The sequence below is a fragment of the Streptomyces sp. NPDC059002 genome (assembly GCF_042740435.1).
Lineage (GTDB): Bacteria > Actinomycetota > Actinomycetes > Streptomycetales > Streptomycetaceae > Streptomyces.
The window spans coordinates 1-19,131 of sequence record NZ_JBHYJI010000098.1 but is presented as its reverse complement, the minus strand read 5'-3'; the positions used below and the strand labels follow the sequence as shown (position 1 = coordinate 19,131).

20 protein-coding genes are annotated in these 19,131 nt (G+C 70.2%); 8 read left to right on the top strand and 12 right to left on the bottom strand.

Annotation, left to right across the window (positions count from 1 at the left end):
- The 5 genes from ACFWZ2_RS41865 to ACFWZ2_RS41845 form a co-directional block, all read right to left on the bottom strand.
- Positions 1-85, bottom strand: an 85-nt coding sequence (locus ACFWZ2_RS41865) for a biotin carboxylase N-terminal domain-containing protein (RefSeq protein ID WP_355335748.1), incomplete at its 3' end; no start/stop codon positions are given.
- 36 nt (positions 86-121) lie between these two features.
- Positions 122-1,156 carry a sensor histidine kinase gene (locus ACFWZ2_RS41860; RefSeq protein ID WP_384555045.1) on the bottom strand — a complete coding sequence of 345 codons (1,035 nt, stop codon included), beginning with the start codon at positions 1,154-1,156 and terminating at the stop codon, positions 122-124.
- A 539-nt stretch (positions 1,157-1,695) separates the two neighbouring features.
- Positions 1,696-2,370 carry an HAD family hydrolase gene (locus tag ACFWZ2_RS41855; protein WP_384555044.1) on the bottom strand — a complete coding sequence of 225 codons (675 nt, stop codon included), beginning with the start codon at positions 2,368-2,370 and terminating at the stop codon, positions 1,696-1,698.
- A complete protein-coding gene (locus tag ACFWZ2_RS41850; RefSeq protein ID WP_384555043.1) occupies positions 2,367-3,509 on the bottom strand; it encodes an oxidoreductase in 1,143 nt (380 codons plus the stop codon). Before ACFWZ2_RS41850 ends, ACFWZ2_RS41855 begins: the two co-directional genes overlap by 4 nt.
- Positions 3,503-4,519 (bottom strand): ScbA/BarX family gamma-butyrolactone biosynthesis protein, encoded by a 1,017-nt coding sequence (locus ACFWZ2_RS41845; RefSeq protein ID WP_384555042.1) that lies wholly within the window; start codon positions 4,517-4,519, stop codon positions 3,503-3,505. The genes ACFWZ2_RS41850 and ACFWZ2_RS41845 overlap by 7 nt, the downstream gene beginning before the upstream one ends.
- 261 nt (positions 4,520-4,780) lie before the next feature.
- Here ACFWZ2_RS41845 and ACFWZ2_RS41840 point away from each other — a divergent pair, with 261 nt between their 5' ends.
- Positions 4,781-5,347, top strand: a complete 567-nt coding sequence (locus tag ACFWZ2_RS41840; protein ID WP_384555041.1) for a ScbR family autoregulator-binding transcription factor — start codon at positions 4,781-4,783, stop codon at positions 5,345-5,347.
- A 24-nt stretch (positions 5,348-5,371) separates the two neighbouring features.
- On the opposite strand, the gene ACFWZ2_RS41835 is transcribed toward ACFWZ2_RS41840, so the two are convergent.
- Positions 5,372-6,157, bottom strand: a complete 786-nt coding sequence (locus ACFWZ2_RS41835; RefSeq protein WP_384555040.1) for an oxidoreductase — start codon at positions 6,155-6,157, stop codon at positions 5,372-5,374.
- A gap of 248 nt (positions 6,158-6,405) precedes the next feature.
- Between ACFWZ2_RS41835 and ACFWZ2_RS41830 the strand changes: the two genes are divergently transcribed.
- Both ACFWZ2_RS41830 and ACFWZ2_RS41825 read left to right on the top strand, forming a co-directional pair.
- Positions 6,406-7,077: a 4'-phosphopantetheinyl transferase gene (locus ACFWZ2_RS41830; RefSeq protein WP_384555039.1), complete on the top strand. Its 672-nt coding sequence runs from the start codon at positions 6,406-6,408 to the stop codon at positions 7,075-7,077.
- A 165-nt stretch (positions 7,078-7,242) separates the two neighbouring features.
- The gene (locus ACFWZ2_RS41825; protein ID WP_384555038.1) at positions 7,243-8,025 is read left to right on the top strand and encodes a BTAD domain-containing putative transcriptional regulator; all 783 of its coding nucleotides are present in this window, start codon (positions 7,243-7,245) and stop codon (positions 8,023-8,025) included.
- 95 nt (positions 8,026-8,120) lie between these two features.
- Here the strand turns inward: ACFWZ2_RS41825 and ACFWZ2_RS41820 are convergent, their stop codons facing one another.
- Complete coding sequence (locus ACFWZ2_RS41820; protein WP_384555037.1) at positions 8,121-9,710, bottom strand: MFS transporter; 1,590 nt, start codon at positions 9,708-9,710, stop codon at positions 8,121-8,123.
- A gap of 123 nt (positions 9,711-9,833) precedes the next feature.
- Positions 9,834-11,126, bottom strand: a complete 1,293-nt coding sequence (locus ACFWZ2_RS41815) for an alpha/beta hydrolase (RefSeq protein WP_384555036.1) — start codon at positions 11,124-11,126, stop codon at positions 9,834-9,836.
- Positions 11,127-11,303: 177 nt separating this feature from the next.
- Between ACFWZ2_RS41815 and ACFWZ2_RS41810 the strand changes: the two genes are divergently transcribed.
- A complete protein-coding gene (locus tag ACFWZ2_RS41810) occupies positions 11,304-11,885 on the top strand; it encodes a TetR/AcrR family transcriptional regulator (RefSeq protein WP_384555035.1) in 582 nt (193 codons plus the stop codon).
- Between the two features lie 188 nt (positions 11,886-12,073).
- On the opposite strand, the gene ACFWZ2_RS41805 is transcribed toward ACFWZ2_RS41810, so the two are convergent.
- The 4 genes from ACFWZ2_RS41805 to ACFWZ2_RS41790 form a co-directional block, all read right to left on the bottom strand.
- Entirely contained in the window at positions 12,074-12,517 is a 444-nt protein-coding gene (locus tag ACFWZ2_RS41805) for an ester cyclase (protein ID WP_384555034.1), read from the bottom strand.
- A gap of 66 nt (positions 12,518-12,583) precedes the next feature.
- Positions 12,584-13,288: a 3-oxoacyl-ACP reductase FabG gene (gene fabG, locus ACFWZ2_RS41800; protein WP_384555033.1), complete on the bottom strand. Its 705-nt coding sequence runs from the start codon at positions 13,286-13,288 to the stop codon at positions 12,584-12,586.
- Between the two features lie 47 nt (positions 13,289-13,335).
- Positions 13,336-13,986, bottom strand: coding sequence for an HAD-IA family hydrolase (locus tag ACFWZ2_RS41795; protein ID WP_384555032.1), 651 nt, complete (start codon positions 13,984-13,986; stop codon positions 13,336-13,338).
- Positions 13,983-14,981 (bottom strand): ScbA/BarX family gamma-butyrolactone biosynthesis protein, encoded by a 999-nt coding sequence (locus ACFWZ2_RS41790; RefSeq protein ID WP_384555031.1) that lies wholly within the window; start codon positions 14,979-14,981, stop codon positions 13,983-13,985. Before ACFWZ2_RS41790 ends, ACFWZ2_RS41795 begins: the two co-directional genes overlap by 4 nt.
- Before the next feature lie 320 nt (positions 14,982-15,301).
- Between ACFWZ2_RS41790 and ACFWZ2_RS41785 the strand changes: the two genes are divergently transcribed.
- The 4 genes from ACFWZ2_RS41785 to ACFWZ2_RS41770 all read left to right on the top strand — a co-directional run bounded on the left by ACFWZ2_RS41785 (position 15,302) and on the right by ACFWZ2_RS41770 (position 19,044).
- Positions 15,302-16,522: a beta-ketoacyl-[acyl-carrier-protein] synthase family protein gene (locus ACFWZ2_RS41785; RefSeq protein ID WP_384555030.1), complete on the top strand. Its 1,221-nt coding sequence runs from the start codon at positions 15,302-15,304 to the stop codon at positions 16,520-16,522.
- A 35-nt stretch (positions 16,523-16,557) separates the two neighbouring features.
- The gene (locus tag ACFWZ2_RS41780; protein WP_384555029.1) at positions 16,558-17,688 is read left to right on the top strand and encodes a beta-ketoacyl synthase N-terminal-like domain-containing protein; all 1,131 of its coding nucleotides are present in this window, start codon (positions 16,558-16,560) and stop codon (positions 17,686-17,688) included.
- A 182-nt stretch (positions 17,689-17,870) separates the two neighbouring features.
- Positions 17,871-18,080 (top strand): hypothetical protein, encoded by a 210-nt coding sequence (locus ACFWZ2_RS41775; protein WP_384555046.1) that lies wholly within the window; start codon positions 17,871-17,873, stop codon positions 18,078-18,080.
- 61 nt (positions 18,081-18,141) lie between these two features.
- Positions 18,142-19,044 carry a Cof-type HAD-IIB family hydrolase gene (locus ACFWZ2_RS41770; protein ID WP_384555028.1) on the top strand — a complete coding sequence of 301 codons (903 nt, stop codon included), beginning with the start codon at positions 18,142-18,144 and terminating at the stop codon, positions 19,042-19,044.
- Positions 19,045-19,131: the final 87 nt, after the last annotated feature.

The window sequence follows — 19,131 nt, the reverse complement described above, 5'->3', positions numbered from 1 at the left end:
CCACACTCGCGATCCCAGCATCCCGGCATGCCCGAGCAACGCGGACAGCGATTTCACCGCGGTTGGCGATGAGCACCTTGCGCACAGAAAACTCCTGTTGAACTGTTCTGGGAGACGGCGCTCAAGAGCAGCCGTGCAGTGGTACGTGAATCTCGACGCGGGTGCTCGCGCTCGGTGCGCTGTCGATGCGGAGGCGTCCGCCGATTCCTTCGATGCGCTCGTTCATCGCGCGCAGGCCGTAGGACTCGGACGCGCGGTGCTCCATGCGGTCCGTCGAGAAGCCGATGCCGTCGTCCGACACCCGCGCGTGGAACCAACGGCGGGTGGTGCGCAGGCTGATGGTCACGCGGTCGGCGCCGCTGTGGGTGAGGGCGTTGCGCAGACACTCCCGCAGCACCAGGAAGATCTCGTGCCGGTGGGCTTCGGGAATGATGAACTCGTCACCCGTCGACGAGATGTCGACGTCGATATCCGTCCGTGCCGCTTTTGCCACGAAGGTACTCAGCCCCTCGCCCAATGGAGGGGTGGCCGCCCGGGTACGGATGTCCCCGATCAGCTGCCGGGTGTGCCTCATGGCTTCCTGGACCGAGGACTTGGCTGCCTTCAGGTGCCGTGAGTCCTTCGCCTCGGCCTCGTGGAGCTCGATGCGGCGCAGCGCCACGGCCAGTTCGCTGCCGAGCTGGTCGTGCAGATCACGGGCGAGGCTGCGGCGTACTTCCCAGATACTGTCCTCAAGCCTGGCCGTATGGTCTTTCAGGCTGTGCTTGATCGCCGAGTTGAGGGCGCGCAGGACACCGTGGGCCCGGTTCAGGGTCGCCTCGTCCGTGCCACCGCCCTCGCCGACGATCTGCAGCAGCGCGCATTCCTTGAGCAGTGCACAGGCCGTGGCGACCTGGTCCGCGGAGAGGCCGGCCCACAGCACGGAGGCCGGAATCCGCTCGCCGACGTCGCCGACACCGCTCGTCACCTGCACGTCTGAGAGAAGCCGTTGGGCACCTTCGACGAGTGCGGACTTGAGCTCGGACGACCGGCGCTCCTCGGCGTCCAGTTCACGGGGCAGCCCGAAGCGGAAGCGGCGCAGTATGAGTTCGGCCTCGCTCGGAAGGAGCGCGACGGACGGACGTGGCGTGACGGCGACGGACGGCACGGCCGCCATGGGTCTCACGGGCCCGCCACGTCCCGTGGGCGTGTGTGTGGCGGACGACGGAGCAGTGGTTACCCGTGCCAGGCCTTCCTGCAAGGCCGCGGCAAAGTCTCTCCCCAGTACAGCAGTTTCGGACACCTTTCCCCCATTAAGTAAACCTCTGCCGAACGTTGCCGTTCCTTGATCGCCAAAGTGGCCTACTGGCCGAAAGGTAACATACCTTCGGGAAGGTATGTGTTTCGCAGGAAGGTTTCGAAAGAAGGGGCGAACACCTCGATCACCAGGCAGAAGCTCGTCCGCCGGGTTCGCTCTCCGTGGCGAAGCGCCCGTACTCGCCCTTCGTGGCGACGTGCCCGTAGAGGGCCTCCTGGCTCGTTATTGCCTCGCCTGCTTCGATCGCTCCTTCATATGGCTTCGCTCCTTCATATGGCTTCGATCGCTCCTTCATATAGATTTCATCCGCCGCCCGGAGCGTCCCTCAGGAAGGTATTTCCTGTACGACGGATCGGTCACTCACGGCATCGGTGTGCGAAGCCTCTTTCCTCGCTCCCTCACACCGTGTCCAGAGGGCCCACGAGGGCCGGGAGCAGGCGCCAGCCGGGGCGCCGTGCATGCTCCACGAGAACCGGGTCGGCGCCCACGGCGACGGGGTGGCCCACCACGCGCAGCATCGGCAGATCGCTGGAGTGGTCGCCGTAGGCAAAGCAGGACGCGGGGTCGACCGACCAGTCGGCGAGGGCCGTGGCGACGGCCGCGACCTTGGCTTCGCCGATGACCGGCCGCAGCACTTCGCCGGTGAGCAGGCCGTCCTGGTCGGTGATCTGACGGGTGCACAGCACGAGGTCGGCGCCCAGGTCCTCGGCGAGGGGCGTCAGACAGGCGGGGAAGGATCCCGACACCAGGGCCACCCGGTCGCCGTTGCGCTGATGCCGGCGGAGCTCCGTCAGGGTGGCGGCGACCGCCGCGTCGGGGCGGGCGCGATATCCGGCGTACCAGGACCGTCCGGCCTCCTCGAGCCGGGCCGCGGCCACCCCGGCGAACAGCCGGTAGTACGCGCGGTTGGCGTCCTCCCTGGATTGTCGGGACACGTCCGGAAGCACCTCGGCGAGGTCGCACCGCGCCGGGGGGTCCGCCGCGGTGCGCGCCCAGTGGGTCCAGAAGTCCCACATGCTCTTGGCGCTGATCAGTGTCTCGTCGACGTCGAAGAAGGCGACCCGGCCGGTCATGCCGGTCCCCCCGCCGTCAGCACCGCTGCCGCGTAGTGCGCGGCGGCCGCCTCGAACCTCAGCGCGCCGTGCGCCGCGGCGGAATGGACATCCCGCCACCTGCGCTGCAGCGGATCACCTTCGGTCTGCGCCCGGGCCCCGGCGGCCTCCAGCAGACGGCCGACGGCGGTGCCGCACTGCCGTACGGCCACGGAGGCGTCGCGCATGTTCTCCGCCACGGTCACGGAGGTCACCGGCGACGTGTCCGCCCGAAGCGCTGCGGCCTCCAGCATCAGGCCCGCCGCGTGGATCTCGGCGGACACCTGGGCGAGGGTCTGCCGGGCCTCGGCAGTGGGCGGGACGGGCCCGCCGTCGGGGCCACGCCGGGCCGCCAGGCCCTCGGTCCAGGTCCGCAGGCTCGCCCGGGCGGCGCCCAGGACGGGCGCCGCGAACTGCAGCCCCGCCACCAGCTGGTACGGAACCGAGTGGCACCGCGCCGCACCCGCCTGTATGCGGTCCAGGTCGGGGAGCGTGAACGTCCGGTGGCCGGGCACGAACGCGCCCTCCACGGTGAGGCTGTGGCTGCCGGTGCCCTTGAGCCCGGAGTTGCGCCAGGTGTCGAGGACCCTGACGTCCGCGCGCGGCAGGGCGAAGACGCGGACCACCCGAGCGTCCGCGGTGCCGGTCGGGCTCGACAGGAGTACCCAGTGGGCGTGGTCCACCCCGCTCGCGTACGACCAGCGTCCGGTGAGCCGCCAGCCGCCCTCCGTCTCGGTGGCCCGGCCCGCCGGAGGGACCACAGCAGCGGCGATGCGGACGTCGGGGGACCCGCCCCACAGTTCGCGCTGCGCGGTCTCCGGAAGAAAGGAAGCCAGGCGGCCGTGTGCGGCATAGAGGGAAGCGCACCAGGCCGTGGAGGTGCAGGACTCGCCCACGGCGGACACTGCGCGGAGCGCGGAGGTGAACGTTCCGGCGGTGCCGCCCCACCGGCGGGGGACGAAGTGCCGGGCGAAACCCGCGTCCGTCATGGCCTCGGCGAGTTCGGGAACGAGCCGGTTCAGCTGCTCGACGTGTGTGGCCGTGCGGTTGGCCAGCGCCACCAGCGGTTGCAGGGAGTCCGGTGCGCCGAGGTCCTTCGCAGAGGTGGCCGCGGTCAGCACGCGCCGCTCCGCAGCGTCGCCCGGGCCAGTAGCCGACCGTGCTGGACTGCGGTGAGTTCCAGGGTCTCTTCGCCGGCATCCGCATCCGCCCCCGCGCCGTCCGGCCGTCTCGCCGAGATGATCACCGGGAGGCCCGGTTCGCCGAAGGACGTGTAGTGCACCGACGCCTGGTGCGGGTTCCGTGCGACGTGGTGCGAGCCGAGGAGACCCGCCTGCCGGAATGCCTCGAGCAGCGCCAGGCCGGGTACGTGGTCACAGCCGTGGTCGAAGATCACCGGATGGCCGGTGTCGAGCCTCAGCAGCCAGTCCCCGTCGGCCTGCGGGGCCAGGACGACGTCCCGCGCGTGGGGGCGGCCCACCGACTCCGGGGAGATCGATGCGGCGGGGGCACCGGCTTCGACGGACCCGGCTTCGGCGGACCCGGGTGCGAAGCCCGTGGGCAGGTGGTCCAGGGGCTGGGTGCCGCGCCAGCGCAGCCTGGCATAGCGCTCCGGGCTGACCGCCTGCCAGCGCAGGCCCACCCGGGCGCTGCGCTGGTCGTCCACGCTGACCACGGCCTCCATCGCCATGTCGGCCCGGCCCGGCCGCTTCGCCTCATGGCTGCAGGTAACCTCGACGACGGCCGCGGGCGGCTCCGTGCCCGTGGCCGGCAGGGCTGCGGGGCCGTCGATGTCGTAGTCCAGCTCGGTGAGCACGAACGCGTGGCCTGCCGGTACGTCGTAGAATAGATGCGATATACAGATACCGGCCTGCCGCACCGTCTCCACGAGGAGGAGAGGGTCCAGCGGACTCCGTGCGCCGGGGCGGAACATCACGTGATCACGGGGCCATTGCGCGGCCACGAGGAAACGGTCGGCGCTCCGTCGGACCACATCCGTGAGAAAGACTTCGGAAACAGCGCTCTTGTGCACCAGTGCCCGGGACAGCGGCCTGTCGAACGACAGGTTCGCCGAGTGGTCTGTCATATCGCGCTGATAAACATCAGGCAGTTTTCGAGCAGTGATGGACACCGCACCCCCTATGTTGCTTGGAACAGAGCATGGTCGACCGCGCGGTCGAGCCTTTCGGTACGGCCCCTTCGGGCCGGAGAGAAATGTACCTGCGCAAATATTTCTCTCTCGGGCCGCCTTCTTTGATGGCAAGCGCCCACACCGGGACGCCCTCGGGCGCGCATCGACTGAAAGGAAGTACATGTGACGCGGCCACCAGCCGACTGGACCGTTCGGCGCTCCGCGGCGGATCAGCGCCCAAGCCCTTCCCAGGACCGGGGGGTGCAGTCCCGGGCCGCGATTCTCCGTGCCGCGGCCAAGCTCTTCTCGGAACAGGGCTTCGCGGGAACGTCCCTCAAGGACGTGGCCGAGGAACTCGGTATGACCAAGGGGGCCGTGTACCACCACTTCACCAACAAGGAGAGCATCGCTGTCGCCGTGGTCGAGGAGCACTACGCGCGCTGGCCGGTAGTCCTCGCGGAGGTACAGGCGCTGGGCCTGCCACCGCTGGAGACCTGCCGTGAGCTGCTCGACCGCGTCGCCGCCACGTTCCGCGACGACGACATGGTCCGGGCGGGCGCCCGCCTGCAGATCGAGCGGACCGTCCACAAGGTCCGGCTGCCGGAGCCCTATGTCGGGTGGGTGGAGCTGCTGACCAGGCTCCTCAGCGAAGCCAGGGACGCCGGCCAGCTCCGCGCCGGCTTGGTGCCGGAGGTGGCGGCCAGTGCCATCGTCGCGGGCTTCTTCGGCGTCCAGCACGTGTCGGAGTCCCTGCACGAGCGGTCCGATCTGCAGCAGCGCTGGCGGGACATGGCCGACCTGCTGTTCCGCTCCCTCCGTACCGACTGAGGTGCTGGGGGTGGTGCGGGCGGTTCAGACGGCCTTGAGCACTCCTCCATCGACCCGGTAGTCGGCCCCGGTCACGCTCCCTGCCAGCGGTGACGCGAGGAACGCGACCACCGCCGCGACCTCGGAGGGCTCGGCGAGCCGCCCGGTGCTGATGCCCATGGTCGCGGGGAGCCGTGCCATGAACTCGTCGTACTCGAGCCCGGCCGCCTTCGCCAGGTCCCCGGCGTAGCCCTCGGGGTCCTTCCAGTTCTGGGTCAGCGTGGGGCCGGGTGTCACGGTGTTGACCCGCACTCCCCGGGGGCCGAACTCCTCGGACAGCGCCTTGCTCAGATTGGTCAGCCCGGCCTTGGCGACGCCGTAATCGACGGGCTGGTAGGAGGCACGGGCGCCGATGGAGGAGATGTTCACGATCGAGCCGCGCCGCTCGACGATGCTGGGCAGGGCGGCCCGGGTCACCCGCACCGCGCTGAGCAGGTTGAGGTTCAAGGAGCGCAGCCAGGTCTCCTCGTCGAGCGACAGGAAGCCGTCGGCGAGGTCGGCTCCCTCGACGCCGCCGCCCACGTTGTTGACCAACACGTCGATGCCGCCGAGCTGTTCGAGCGCGTCGTCCACGAGACGCTCGCCGCCGTCGGAGTGACTGAGGTCCACGGACAGGGCGGGGATGCCGAGCGCGGCCAGTTCGGGTGTCACGGTGCGGGAGGCGGCGTACACGCGCATCCCCTCGGCGATGAAGCGTTCCGCGATGGCGAAACCGATGCCGCGGCTCGCTCCGGTCACGACGGCTGTTTTTCCTGCCAGTTGAAGATCCATGGCTCCTATTCTCCCGGAGCTCAGCCGAATGTATGCGCCATGAGCTGCTCACAAAGTGACATTGAATTGAGGGAGATTGAGGGCTTGGAAAGGGCACGGTCCACGGCACGTCAAAGCTGCATCGCAGCAGCCTCAACTCCGGTCGCCCATAAGGCTCGTGCCATTTTCCGCAACGTGGCCAAGGGTTAGGGTGTCCGTCGCGATTCCGCTTCCGCAGCCCCGCAGACCACTGCCCCCAAGGAGGGCCCATGTCCACGGCCGTCCTGTTCACCTCATCCGTGCGGGGGCGGGCCACCTGCGCTCTGATACGGACCGGTGACGCAGCGGACGCGCCGCCGCTGCACCCGGCCGAGGAGGAGCTGAAGTACGCCATGGCGCCGGGCCGTTGGGGTGACTTCACCGCGGGCCGCTTGGCGGCCGCGCAGGCGCTGTCGGCCATCGGCGCCTCTGGGCCGGTACTGCGCAAGGGCCGGAGCCCGATGTTCCCGCCCGGCGTGAAGGGCGCCATCAGCCACAGCGCGGGACACGTCGGCGCGAGTCTGGTCAGCCGCTGCCGAGAAGTGGTCAGCGTCGGCGTGGACGTCGAACGCACCGACCGGCTGAGCCGGGAGGCCGAGCGGATCGTGTGCACCCCGTGGGAGCGCGCATGGGTCGCCGGCGCCGGGCGGCCGCAGAGCAGGCTGTCCGTGCTCTTCTCCGTCAAAGAGGCTGTCTACAAAGCGATTTCAGCCCTCAGGCCGGACCGCCGCCCCACTTTTCACGACGCCGAAGTACGTTTCGGCCGGACAGACCTGCGCGTCAGTCTTGTTCCCGGCCTGTTGCCCTACGGATTCCGGCTGACCGGAGAAGTCAGGCTGGTGAAGGACAGCTATGCGGTGGCGTCCGTCCTCGTGCTTGCGCCGGGGGCCCGGCTCCACTGATTCACGGCTGCCCGGCACGCCGCCGATATTCCTTTCGACGCAGTGCTGTTCCTGCGGTGGCAGTGCCTTCCCTTCCTTCGTGCCGATCCGTTGTCCGGCCGTCCGGGGCTTTTGTATCGTCCCAGCGTCGGCCACGGCGTCGGCACGAAGCGAGGAGTTCACCGCGTGCTTTCTTTCAGAGTCCTTGGCCCCCTGGAAATCTCCCTGGACGGCCGAAACCTGCCCGCACCCCGCGGTCCGAAGGTGCGTCAGGTCCTTTCCCTGCTGCTCCTGGAGCCGAGCGGGCACGTCAACAACTCAGCCATCCTTGAGGAGTTGTGGGGCCAGGACGTTCCGCGCACGGCGATCTCGACGATCCGTACGCACATCTATCACCTGCGCCGGACGCTCGATCAGAACGCGACCGGCCTGACCCCGCCCGGCACGGTCCCGGACGATCTGATCGTGACGCGCCAGTCGGGATACAGCCTGTGCCCGGACGGCGTGCATCTGGACAGCGCGCGTTTCCTCACGCAGGTGCGGGAGGGGGACCGGCTGCTGAAGGCCGGTGAGTTCGCCGCGGCGTCCGACCGGCTGCGGGAGGCCCTGGACATGTGCCGCGGTGTCACGCTGACAGACGTCACATGCGGCCCGGTGCTGCTGCAGCACGTAAGGCACCTGGAGGAGGTCCGCACCAGGGCTTTGGAACAGCGGATCGAAGCCGATATGCACCTCGGCCTGCACCGCGAACTCGTCCCCGAGCTCCGCAGCGTGGTGGCCGTCCACCCGCTGAACGAGTGGATGCACGCCCAGTTCATCACCGCCCTGCACCGGAGCGGCCGACGCGGCGACGCCCTGCACGCCTACCAGAACGTACGGAAGATCCTCGGCGACGAGCTGGGCCTGGAGCCCTCGCCCGTACTGCAGCGCCTGCAGCGACAGGTGCTCACCGCCGCTGCCGCGAGCTGACCCCACCGCACAAGCACCGGTTGCCCGGTACGTGTGGCGTACCGGGCAACCGGGTCGAGGGCGAGTGCGCCGGGGGATTACGCACTCACCCGGTCCTAGGCGTCGGCCGTGATCTTGTCGGCTTCCTGGATCTCTCCGGCCTCTCCGGCGGCGGCCTGACCGGCGTCCTTGCGGTCCTTGAGCACGGCGAAGAGGATCACCGCGGTGACGGCGCAGATGGCCGCGGCGCCCCAGAGCACCGCGCGCAGTCCGTCGGTGTGGCCCTGGGAGAGGAAGTCCAGGAACTCGGTACGGCTGCCCGCAGTCACCTTCTCGGCGGCGTCGGTGGAGTTGCCGCTGGTCACGCTGTCGGCGACGGCGTGGGCGTCCGGGGCACCGGCGAACCGGTCAAGGCCGTCGGAGACCTTGGACTGCACGAGGGAGACCATCGCGGCCACCATGCCGGCCACCGCAACGGCCTCGCTGGCCAGGCGGATCGTGTTGAACATGCCCGTGGCCATGCCGACGCGGGTGGCGGGAACGGTGCTGACGGCGGCGCCGTCCATCAGGCCGAAGATCAGGCCGATGCCGATGCCGATGACCACCAAGGGGCCGAGGAGCCCCAGCGAGCCGATACCCGGGTGGATGACGGTCAGCCAGCCGCAGCCGATGGCGACCAGCAGCAGGGCGCCGGAGAGCACGTTGCGCAGCGCGACGCCCGCCGCCACCAGCTTGCCCGCGATCAGCGGGAAGACGAAGACCGGAGCAGTCATCATCAGCAGGGTCAGCCCCGCCTTGTTGTCCGAGGCGCCGTTGGAGCCCACCAGGTAGGACGGCAGCAGAACCATCAGGCCGACGAAGCCGAAGGAGACCGCGGTCGCCAGCAGGTTGACGCCGACGAACCGGGCGTCCCGGAAGAGGGAGAGGTCGAACATCGGCTGTGCGGCCCGGCGTTCGACCACGATGAACGCGGCCAGCATGACCACGCAGCCGAGGAACAGACCCAGCGTCGCGCCGGAGCCCCAGCCCCACTGCGGGCCCTGGATGATGGCGAGGGTGAAGAGGAACAGCGCCAGGCTGAAGGTGACGGTGCCCGGCCGGTCGACGCCGGTGGCTTCGGGGTTGCGGGAGTCCTCGACGAGGCCGAAGCCGAGGAGTGCCACGACCGTGATCGCGACCTGCAGCAGGAAGACCGAGCGCCAGCCGAGGCTGCTCACCAGCATGCCGGACAGGGTCGGGCCGAGGGCCAGACCGGCGCCGATGGTGACGCCGACGAACGTGAACGCCTTGGCGCGGGCGGCGCCCTGGAACATGTTCGCCATCACGGAGGCGCCGGCCGTCATGACCGCGCCCGCCGCCACACCGGCCAGGCCACGGGCGATGTCGACCAGGACGATGTTCTGGGCGAGGGCAGCGCCCAGCGAGGACAGGCCGTAGAGCGCGATGCCGAAGCCGAAGACCTTCTTGCGGCCGATCTGGTCGGCTATGGCGCCGGCGGCCATCATGCTGCTGGCCGCCATGACGTTGTAGGCGTTCACGACCCACTGCAGCGGCACCACGCCGGCGTGCAGGTCCTGGCCGATGGCGGGCAGCGCCACGGGCGAACCGCTGAGGCCGAGGGGGACGATGAGCAGGGCAAGGCAGATGATGAAGATCGTCAACCCCGCACGTGGGGGCGACTCGGGTGCGGCGGTGTCGGACGTCATCCGAGTACTCCAGTTCTGAACGGTTCCGTGCGGGACGGACGGATGGACGGAAGGTAAGGAAGGCGGGCGAAGCGGAAGGGACCGTCCGGCCGCCGCAGGGGGGCGGCGGCCGGACGGAGGGGGTCAGCCGCGGGGGGCGCGGGCCGACAGGTTCCCGAGGAAGCCGGAGAGCGTCTGCAGGAAGCGGTTGTCCTCCCACTGCGCGTACACGACGTCCTGGTGGGCCAGGGCGAAGTCCGAGTGGACGGAGACCTCGGGGATGCGCGAGCCGGCGGCGACCGTGGCGGCGGCCTGGCCGACCGTGCCTCCGGCCATGCCGGACTGGAAGGCGTACAGCGGTACGTCGATGTCCTTGCCGTGGGTCAGGCGCAGGCCGAGGTGGCGGGCGACATCGGTCTCGGACAGGTCCATGGCGGCGACGTAGTCGAGCATGACGCGGTTGAGGGTGTACCAGAGCCAGCTGCTGCGCTCCGGGCCCGCGAACGCCTCGGCGACGGTGGCCAGGCGGGTCGGACCGCCGTCGACCCAGGCGCCGCTGTCGTCCAGGTGGCCCGCGTGCACGGCGTACGGGGGGATGCGGCGCTCGGCGTCGAACAGCCAGCCCAGCAGACCCGCGTTGGTGACCTTGCGGTCGGGGCGCAGGGCCTCCGGGAGGCGGTCGGCGAGCGGAGAGACGCCCTCCGGGTCCTCGACGGCGTAGCGGGCGGCGAGCTGGAACCAGACGCCCGCGGACTCCGGGCGCTCGCCCAGGCCGATGGCGGTGCTGGTGAAGTTCTCGAAGATGGCGTCGCCCTGGATCTGTGACTGCCAGCCCTTCGCGGCCTCCAGCGGGAGGTCGAACTCCATGCCGGCGCCGGCGAAGGCGTTGTGCACACCGCCGTCGATCACGGCGAGGCCGGACAGCTCCGAGTAGCCGGGCGTGCCGTCGAAGTCCCAGGCGGCGTAGGCCAGGACGGCGGTGGCGCCGACGGAGACACCGCCGAGGACGACCTCGCGTTCGCCACCTGCCGCGGCCTGGCGGACGACCTCGCGCACGTCGTTGACCAGGACGGAGAGGCCCCACTCGGCCGCGTACGGCGCGTCGGTGCCGGTCACGGCCTGGTAGTGGCCGTCGAGGTAGTACTCCGTGGCGTGCTCCAGGCCGCCGGTGAAGGTGGCGAGGTCGGCCAGGTTCTGCTCGCGGCGGTCGATGGCCCAGACCTGCAGGTCGGCGGAGGCCTTGGCGAGGCTGCGGGCCGTGTGCAGGAAGAGGTTGGAACCGCCTTCACGGCCGCCCAGGAGCACCAGCACCCGGCGGGCAGCGGCGTTGCCGACCTTGAGCACACCCACCTTCTGGACCTCGGCCGGACCGGTGGCCGGGGCGCCGGCGATGTGCTCGTACGTCTCGATCCACGCCTTGTCAGTCTGGGCGCTCATTGCTCAATCCACTCCTTGGTAGCTGCGGATTTCCCCGCTGTTGCGACAGAACTGTATCCAAAGAACTCAGAAATGCAACATCCATGTAGCGCAAACCGATGCCCATGCTACTTTGGTGTAGTGCTCATGGTGGCTGGAGCCGCTGGCCGCCGCCCAGAGGAAAGGCGGGGACCTACCGTGTCGAAGTCAGAGCAGGACCGGCCGCTGCGCGCAGACGCCGAACGAACCGTGCGGACGATCCTGGAGGTGGCCGAGCGGGTGCTCAGCGAGGATCCGACCGCGAGCCTCGGCCAGATCGCCACTGCGGCGGGCGTGGCGCGCACGACCATCCACCGGCGGTTCTCCTCCCGGGACGCGCTGATCGACGCAATGGCGGGATTCGCCTACCGGCAGGTCGCCGATGCCATCGAGGCGGGCAGGCCGCAGACCGCCCCGCCCCTGGTCGCTCTGCACCAGATCACCGCGAACGTGGTTCAGATCAAGAGCGCGTGGCGGTTCACCATCGGGGACCAGGTGCCCGACGACCCCGAGGCCGCGGCCGTCCGCGAAGGCATCTTCGACGCCTGCCTGAAGCTCCTCGACCGCGCCCAGCAGGCCGGCGTGCTACGTGCGGACGTCGACCTGATCTGGGCCCGCCGCGTCTACCACCTGCTCCTCGAACAGGCGGCGGAGGAACTCGCGATCCGCGGCGGTGACCCGGACGCCTTCGCGGAGACCGTGGTCAACACGCTGCTGCACGGGCTGGGACAGCCCTCCTGACGTCCCTGCGCACGACCTGACATCCCTGCGTACGGCAGCCCACCGGCGTTCTCGTGCCGGTGGGCTGCCGTACGCACGCGGGCCTGTCGGGGAAGACCCGTACGGGAAAACACGTACGACGGTGGGGGCGCGGAACCTCACGGTCTCCGCGCCCCCACCGTCGTACGTGCCGGGCCGAGGCTGTGGCCTTACGCGGCCGCCTCCGGGGCACCGACCTTGGGGCGGTCCCAGATGCCCAGCTGGCGCGCCAGCTCGATGTCGTCGCGTACCGCCCAGTGCTCGTGGACCTTGCCGTCGGCGATCCGGTAGATGTGGATGTGCTGCACCTCGACCCGCTTGTTGGTCGGCGCGATGCCCATGAACTCGCCCACGTGGGTCCCGGAGAAGACCACCCGCAGCGTCGCCTTGTCGCCGCTGGCGAAGGCGTCGACGATCTCCCAGCGGGCGTCCTTCCACACGCCGCGCATCCAGCGGGCGGTGTTGGCGTACGCGTCCGGTCCGGTCGGGGCGCCCTCGGGGGCCTCGTAGTCGACAAAGCCCTCGGCCACCAGGCGCTGGGCCGTGCCTTCGTTGCCGTCGTTGAAGATCTCGCCCATGGCGACTGCGATCTCGAGAACTTCCTCATTGGTCATGACGAACTCCTTCAGGGGAGAGGGGAACAGAGAAGACGGACGTGACGTCCGGAGTACGGGGTGGTGCTACTGCCCCATGGCGAGGCCACCGCTGACGGGCAGCGCGGCGCCCGTGATGTAGGCGGCCGCGTCGCTGGCGAGGAAGCGCACGGCGTCGGCGACCTCCTCGGCCGTGCCGGTGCGGCGCAGCGGCGTCTGGTCCAGCAGCCCCTTGCGGCGCTTGTCGGAGACCTCTTTGATCATGTCGGTCTCGATGAGGCCGGGGGTGACGAGGTTGACCGTGATGTTGCGCTTGCCGAACTCCCAGGCGAGGGAGCGGGCCAGGCCGAGCATGCCGGACTTGGAGGCCGCGTAGTTGGTCTGCCCGGGAGAGCCCATGAAGCCCATCACCGAGGAGACGAAGACGATGCGGCCGCGCTTGGCGCTGATCATTCCCGGAGCCACCAGGCGGGCCGCCCGGAAGGCGCCCACCAGGTTGGTGTCGATCACCTCCGTGAAGTCCTCCTCGCGCATCATCGGGGAGAGCCCGTCGCGGGTGATACCCGCATTGGCCACCAGCACCTCGACGGGACCGAAACGCTCCGCGACCTCCTCCACGCCGCGCTCCAGCGACGCGGAGTCGGTGACGTCGCAGCGCACCCCCGCGAGCCCCTCCGGGGGCTCGCCCGAGCGGTGGGTGACGACTACCTTGTCGCCGTGCTCGGCGAACGAGCGGGCGATGGACAGCCCGATCCCGCGGTTGCCGCCGGTGATCAGGACAGTTCGGGACATGTGTGTTACTCCAGGGGTCGTGAGTGGCGTCCGGCCTGGCGGACGGTTCAGGCCAGCAGTTGATCGAGACGCGCGATGGCGGCCGCGGTGTCGGTGAAGTGGATGGCCTGCCAGCCGACCGCCTCGGCGCCGGTGCAGTTGACCGCGGTGTCGTCGATCAGCACGCACTCGTGCGGGGCCGCGTCCGCGAGCTTCTCCGCCCTCGCGTATATCTCGGCATCGGGCTTGCGGAGTCCGGCCTGGAAGGAGAGCAGCAGCTCGTCGAAGAGGCCCTCCGGCGCGATCATGGTGCGCCAGTGCCGGTCCCACTCGGGGGGCATGTTGGAGATCAGGCCGACGAACACACCGGCGTCATGGGCTCGGCGGATCCGCTCCAGCCATGCCTCGTTGATCTCCCGGTGCTCGAACCACTTGACACCGAAATCGCTGAGGTCGGCCTCCACTCCGTACCGCGCGACCAGTGCGGCCTCGACCTGCTTGGCCCACTCCGCCTCGCTCACCAGCGGAATGTCCAGCGGGGCCATCATGTCCTGGCCGTAGGTGTCGCCGACCGCGCGCATGGCGCCGGTCAGTTGCTCCAGAGTCAGCCCGAGACGGCGGCTGAAGGCGTCCATGGTGTCGCGCAGTGGCGGGGTCAGGACGCCACGGAAGTCGGTCCAGATCGCCCGGACGCGAGGCGCCCCGGTACTGCTGGTCATGCTTGCTCTCCTCGGAGGGTGAAGTCGATCTCGGCGATCGTCAGGTCGCCCTGGACGAAGGTCACCGGGAGTGTGTGCGGGCCCTGGCCGGAGCCGGTCGCGACGGGGGCGGTGACCTCGATCGGGGCGTCGAGCTCGGCGTAGCGGGTGAAGCGCGCCTCCAGGCCCGTGACCACGGGACCGTCGGCCGGGGCGCCGTCGCCGACGGCCGCCGTCAGGAAGGAGAGCTGCCGCGCGGCCTCCGTGAGCACCATCGCCGGATAGTGGTCGTAGACGTGGTCGAACAGGCTCCGGTTGTCGAAGCGAGGAGTGAGGGCGGCGGTGACCGACCCGTCCCGCACGGTGGGCTCGCCGAGGACCACGTTGGCCGGGTTGAGCCGGCCGACCCGCGCCGCGTCGACCGGGGCGCCGCCGGGACGGCCGGACTGCTGCGAGGTGAGCGGCGGAGCGGACCGGCGCTGCATGAAGCGCAGCTTCTCGTAGTCCTCGGACGTCGTGACACCGACCTCGATGTGCGCACGGCCTACCGTCCGGCCCTGCACGGCCAGTTCCATGTCGAAGCGCAGCGCCCGCAGTCGGCCGCCGCGCCCCACGGTGCGGGTGACGGTCTCGGCCAGCTCCAGTTCGCCGGGGCGCTCCCCGATGAGCAGGGCGTCCGGGTCGTCGAGCCGCAGCGACCAGGCGTTGACCAGGAACGTGCTGTTGAGCGGCAGGTCCAGGTGCCGGTGGGCGCCGCAGGTGGACGCCTGCCGGGTGGCTTCGAGGAGCAGCAGCACATCGAACCGGGCCGGCGTCTGCAGGTGGTCCTGGTAGTAGCCGTGGGACAGCGGCAGTTGGGCGGCCGCCCGGAACTGATCCTGGCCGTCCGGCTGTGAGTCGGTGACGAATACCTCGGCCACGGAAGCACGGTGGACGAAGTGCCGTTCAACGGTGCGCTCGAAAAGCAGCCCGGGGCGGGAAACCGCCTCGGGGCCGGATTCGGTAGTTAGGGTCATCCCTGCTTCCAGATTCCGTCGCATAAACGACATGTGGCGGTCTTTCAGAAAGCGACTCTGCCTGGGCGGCATAAAAGTGCCGTGACGGCCCGCTAAAAAGAACCCTGGAATACGGACTCCCATCCGCCCCTGCCAGCGTCGCGTACCACCCCTTGGGTACACGCCATGTCACTTTCGGAACCCTGCCCCGTATCGATGGTCACTCTTGCGGAAACCGGGCCTCGGACACTTCGATCGAACCCATCGAATCGACTTGATTTCTCGGACGACTGGGTTCGGAGCACGGTGCTTTACCGGTCGGCGTTGAAAGGAACACGTAATTGGCTGAGAACACCACGCGCGTCGTGGTCACGGGCCTCGGCGCCGTCAGTAGCCTGGGCATCGGCGCCGCGGCCTTCACGGACGCCATCAAGTCTGCGAGCAGCGGCATTTCACCGATCCAGGCCTTTGACACCGATGGCTTCGAGCACACCCTCGCCGGTGAGGTGCGGGACTTCCGCCCGGAACTGCTGCTGGAGCGGGTGGCGACCGAACGCTGGGGCCGCAGCGCGCAGTTCGCCGCCGCCGCGTCCCGGCTCGCCATGGAGGACGCCGGCCTGACCGCCGAGCAGCTCTCGGCGGCGCGTACGGGCAGCAGCATGGGTACGACCAACGGCGAGTCCCAGGCATTCCAGCAGCTGACGGAGCAGTGGCTCGGCGAAGGGCTGGCCGGCCTGGACCCGTCCCTGGTCGGGCAGGCGGCGACCAACCGCATCGCCACAGCGGTCAACACCGAACTGGGCCTGACCGGCGAGGCCCAGACGATCGGCACGGCCTGCTCGGCGAGCAACTACGCCATCGGCTACGGCTACGACATGGTGCGCAGCGGTGCCGCCGACTACATGCTCTGCGGCGGTGCCGACGCCGTGAACCGGGCCACCCACGCGGGCTTCCACCGCCTCGGCGCCATCGCCGACGACATGTGCCGCCCCTTCGACGAGCACCGCAGCGGCATCGTGACCGCCGAGGGCGGCGTCGCCCTGCTGCTCGAACCGCTGGAGCGGGCCCTGGAGCGCGGCGCGCGGATCTACGCCGAGGTCCTCGGCTACGGCATCACCTGCGACGCCAAGCACCCCACTCAGCCGGACCGGGACGGAATCGCCGAGTGCATCCGCCGGGCCCACCGCAACGCCGGCGTGCAGCCGGAGGACGTCGACTACGTGTGCGCCCACGGCACCGGCACCCGCGCCAATGACACGACCGAAGTAGCGGCGGCACGCGACGTCTTCGGCGACAGGGTTCCGCCCATCAGCTCCATCAAGTCGATGCTCGGCCACACCATGGGGGCCGCCAGCGGCTTCGGCGCGCTGATCTCCTGCATGGCCGTGTACGAAGGATTCCTGCCGCCCACCGCCACCGTCCGCGACGTCGACCCGGAGCTCGGCCCGGACCTCGACTGCGTGCCGCACGTGCCGCGGCCCGCACGGGTGCGGGTGGCCCAGAACCACGGTTTCGCCTTCGGCGGCAACAACGCGATAGTCATGCTCGGGGAGGCAGCGTGATGGACAACTCGGTTTCTTCCGCCTTTTCCGCTTCCGTGTCCACGGACATCGTCAGCTACGGCGTGCTCAGCCCGGCGGGGGCCGGACCCAAGGCACTGATCGAGGCCGTCCGCGGCGGACGGGCCGTCCCCGAGGCGAGCCCCGAGGATTTCACCGACGCGGGCTTCGAGGACCTCGATGACACGACGCTCCCGCTGGGGCTGCGCCCCGTTCCCGGGTTCCACCCGGAGGAGTACCTGGGGCGCAAGGGCCTGCGCAACCACAGCCGCACCGCCAAGCTCGGCATGGCCGCCTGCGAAATGGCCCTGGACGGCCTCATGGAAAGCATCCCGGACGAGCGCCGGGGCCTGACCGGCGTGGTGCTCGGCTCGAGTACGGGCAGCGCCCGCGCCTTTGGCGAGTTCTTCCGCGACACCTACGAGCAGGAGCGCCCCTACCTGGTCAGCCCCGCGCTGTTCCCCGGGATCCTGATGAACTGCGCCGCCAGCGCATTCGCCATGCGGCACTCTTTCACCGGGGTGAACGCCAGCCTCGCGGGCGGCCAGCTCTCCAGCCTCACCGCGCTGCGCTTCGCCCGCAACTCCCTGGTCAACGGGCACAGCGAGCGGCTGCTGGTGGGAGGCGTCGAGGAGCTGAGCCCACACACCGCGTGGGCCTGGCAGCGCGGCGGGGTGCTCGGCGCCGACGGAGTGGTCGGCGAGGGCAGCGCGGTCTTCATGCTGGAGCGTTCCGACGCGGCCTTGTCCCGCACGGCACGCACACTGGCGAGCGTGGCCGCCTGCGAGATCGGCTTCCGTGACCCGGAGCAGGGCCCGCTGGTGATCGCTGCCGGCCTGTCCCGGTGTGTCCAGGACGCCCTGAAGGCGGCCGGTGCCACGGCGGACGAGGTCCGGGTCGTGTCAGCAGGCTCGACCGGTCGGGGCGGCTGGCGGGCCGTCGAGACACGGGGGCGTACCCAGGCGCTGGGTGCGGACTCGGACGCCGAAGTGCTGCGGGTGCAGGACGCGCTCGGCGAGACGTACAGCGCGAGCGGCGCGATGCAGCTTGCGGCGCTCCTCGCACACTGGGAGACCACCGATGGCGAGGCCGGTGAGGTGGGGCTCGTGACGTCAGTGGGTCACGACGGCACGGTCGGCTGCCTCGTGGTGCGGCGCGGGTCGCGCTGACGCGGAGTCCCGGCCCGTTGTAGCCGCCGGGGGTGGTGCTGCGCACGGTGACCGGGCAGGGACCCGCTGGCCCGGCTTGGGGGCGTGACCCTCGCCGTGACCGTGGTGCGCGGGCCGTACGGACGGCGGCGCGCGGCGGGCCCTGCCGGCTGAGCGTCGCCTTCGCCGCCGTGGCGCTGGTGATGGCGAGGGTGACGCTCACCGTGCCGCCCTGGGGCACGTCGCCGGTCCAGGACGGGGCAGATCGGAGCACGCCCCGAGCCGCGGCCGGCGACGGGATCGTCATCCACTGGCCGCTGCCCGGCACGGACTTCGGGGCGGGCGAGAAGGTCTTCGAGCGGATCGCCATGGAGGCGCCGGCCCGGCTGATCAGCGGCACCGCTGGGGCCTGATGGCACTCAGATGTGCGCCCCCGCGCACGGCCGTGCGCGCATATGCGGGACAATCCATGGCGTGACCTCAGCTACCCCACGGCCCCAGACCCCGGCCTCCACCGCCCCGGACGCCGTCGCTCCGTCCGGGCCGCGGCCACGGCCACGGATGATCGCCACGGACCTGGACGGCACGCTGCTGCGTGACGACAAGTCGGTCTCCGACCGCACGGTCGCCGCGCTCGCCGCGGCCGAGGAGGCCGGGATCGAGGTCTTCTTCGTGACCGGCCGCCCGGCCCGCTGGATGAACGTGGTCAGCGACCACGTGCACGGTCACGGCCTCGCCATCTGCGGGAACGGCGCCGCGGTGGTCGACCTGCACGGCGGCCCCGGCGGGCACCTCTTCGTCAAAGTGCGCGAGCTGGAGCGGGAGATCGCCCTCGACGTCGTCCGCAGACTGCGCGCCGCGGCGCCGGGCACGTCCTTCGCGATCGAGCGGACCGGGGGACTGCACCACGAGGAGACGTACCCCCCGCTGCACATGGAGCCCGGCGAGAGCGTCGCCCCCGCCGAGAAGCTGCTCGCGCCCCACCCCGGGGACTCCGCCGCGGACCAGCCCGTCCTGAAGGTCCTCGCGTACCACCCGGAACTCGCGCCCGACGACTTCCTGGTCATCGCCCGCGCCGCCATCCGCGACCGGGCCACGGTCACCCGCTCGAGCCCGAGCGCCCTCCTGGAGATCAGCGGTCCCGGCGTCTCCAAGGCCAGCACCCTGGAGCTGTGCTGCGCCGAACGCGGCATCACGCCCGAGGAAGTCGTCGCCTTCGGAGACATGCCCAACGACATCGAGATGCTCACCTGGGCGGGCACGTCGTACGCGATGGGCAACGCGCACCCGGACGTCATCGCCGCCGCCTCCGGGCGCACGGTCGCCAACAACGAGGACGGCGTCGCGGTCGTCATCGAGCAGATCCTGGCGGGCTAGGGCCTGTCGGGTCTGTTCGGCGGATCACAGCGCTAGGGAGCGTCTTGTCGATCATGTGGTGAGCCAGATGAGGGTGCTGGCCAGGGT

Coding starts and splice junctions, on each gene's coding strand:
- ACFWZ2_RS41860 (WP_384555045.1), bottom strand. CDS start 1,156: ATGGCGGCCGTGCCGTCCGTCGCCGTCACGCCACGTCCGTCCGTCGCG.
- ACFWZ2_RS41855 (WP_384555044.1), bottom strand. CDS start 2,370: ATGACCGGCCGGGTCGCCTTCTTCGACGTCGACGAGACACTGATCAGC.
- ACFWZ2_RS41835 (WP_384555040.1), bottom strand. CDS start 6,157: ATGGATCTTCAACTGGCAGGAAAAACAGCCGTCGTGACCGGAGCGAGC.
- ACFWZ2_RS41830 (WP_384555039.1), top strand. CDS start 6,406: ATGTCCACGGCCGTCCTGTTCACCTCATCCGTGCGGGGGCGGGCCACC.
- ACFWZ2_RS41820 (WP_384555037.1), bottom strand. CDS start 9,710: ATGACGTCCGACACCGCCGCACCCGAGTCGCCCCCACGTGCGGGGTTG.
- ACFWZ2_RS41815 (WP_384555036.1), bottom strand. CDS start 11,126: ATGAGCGCCCAGACTGACAAGGCGTGGATCGAGACGTACGAGCACATC.
- ACFWZ2_RS41805 (WP_384555034.1), bottom strand. CDS start 12,517: ATGACCAATGAGGAAGTTCTCGAGATCGCAGTCGCCATGGGCGAGATC.
- fabG (WP_384555033.1), bottom strand. CDS start 13,288: ATGTCCCGAACTGTCCTGATCACCGGCGGCAACCGCGGGATCGGGCTG.
- ACFWZ2_RS41795 (WP_384555032.1), bottom strand. CDS start 13,986: ATGACCAGCAGTACCGGGGCGCCTCGCGTCCGGGCGATCTGGACCGAC.
- ACFWZ2_RS41790 (WP_384555031.1), bottom strand. CDS start 14,981: ATGACCCTAACTACCGAATCCGGCCCCGAGGCGGTTTCCCGCCCCGGG.
- ACFWZ2_RS41775 (WP_384555046.1), top strand. CDS start 17,871: ATGGCGAGGGTGACGCTCACCGTGCCGCCCTGGGGCACGTCGCCGGTC.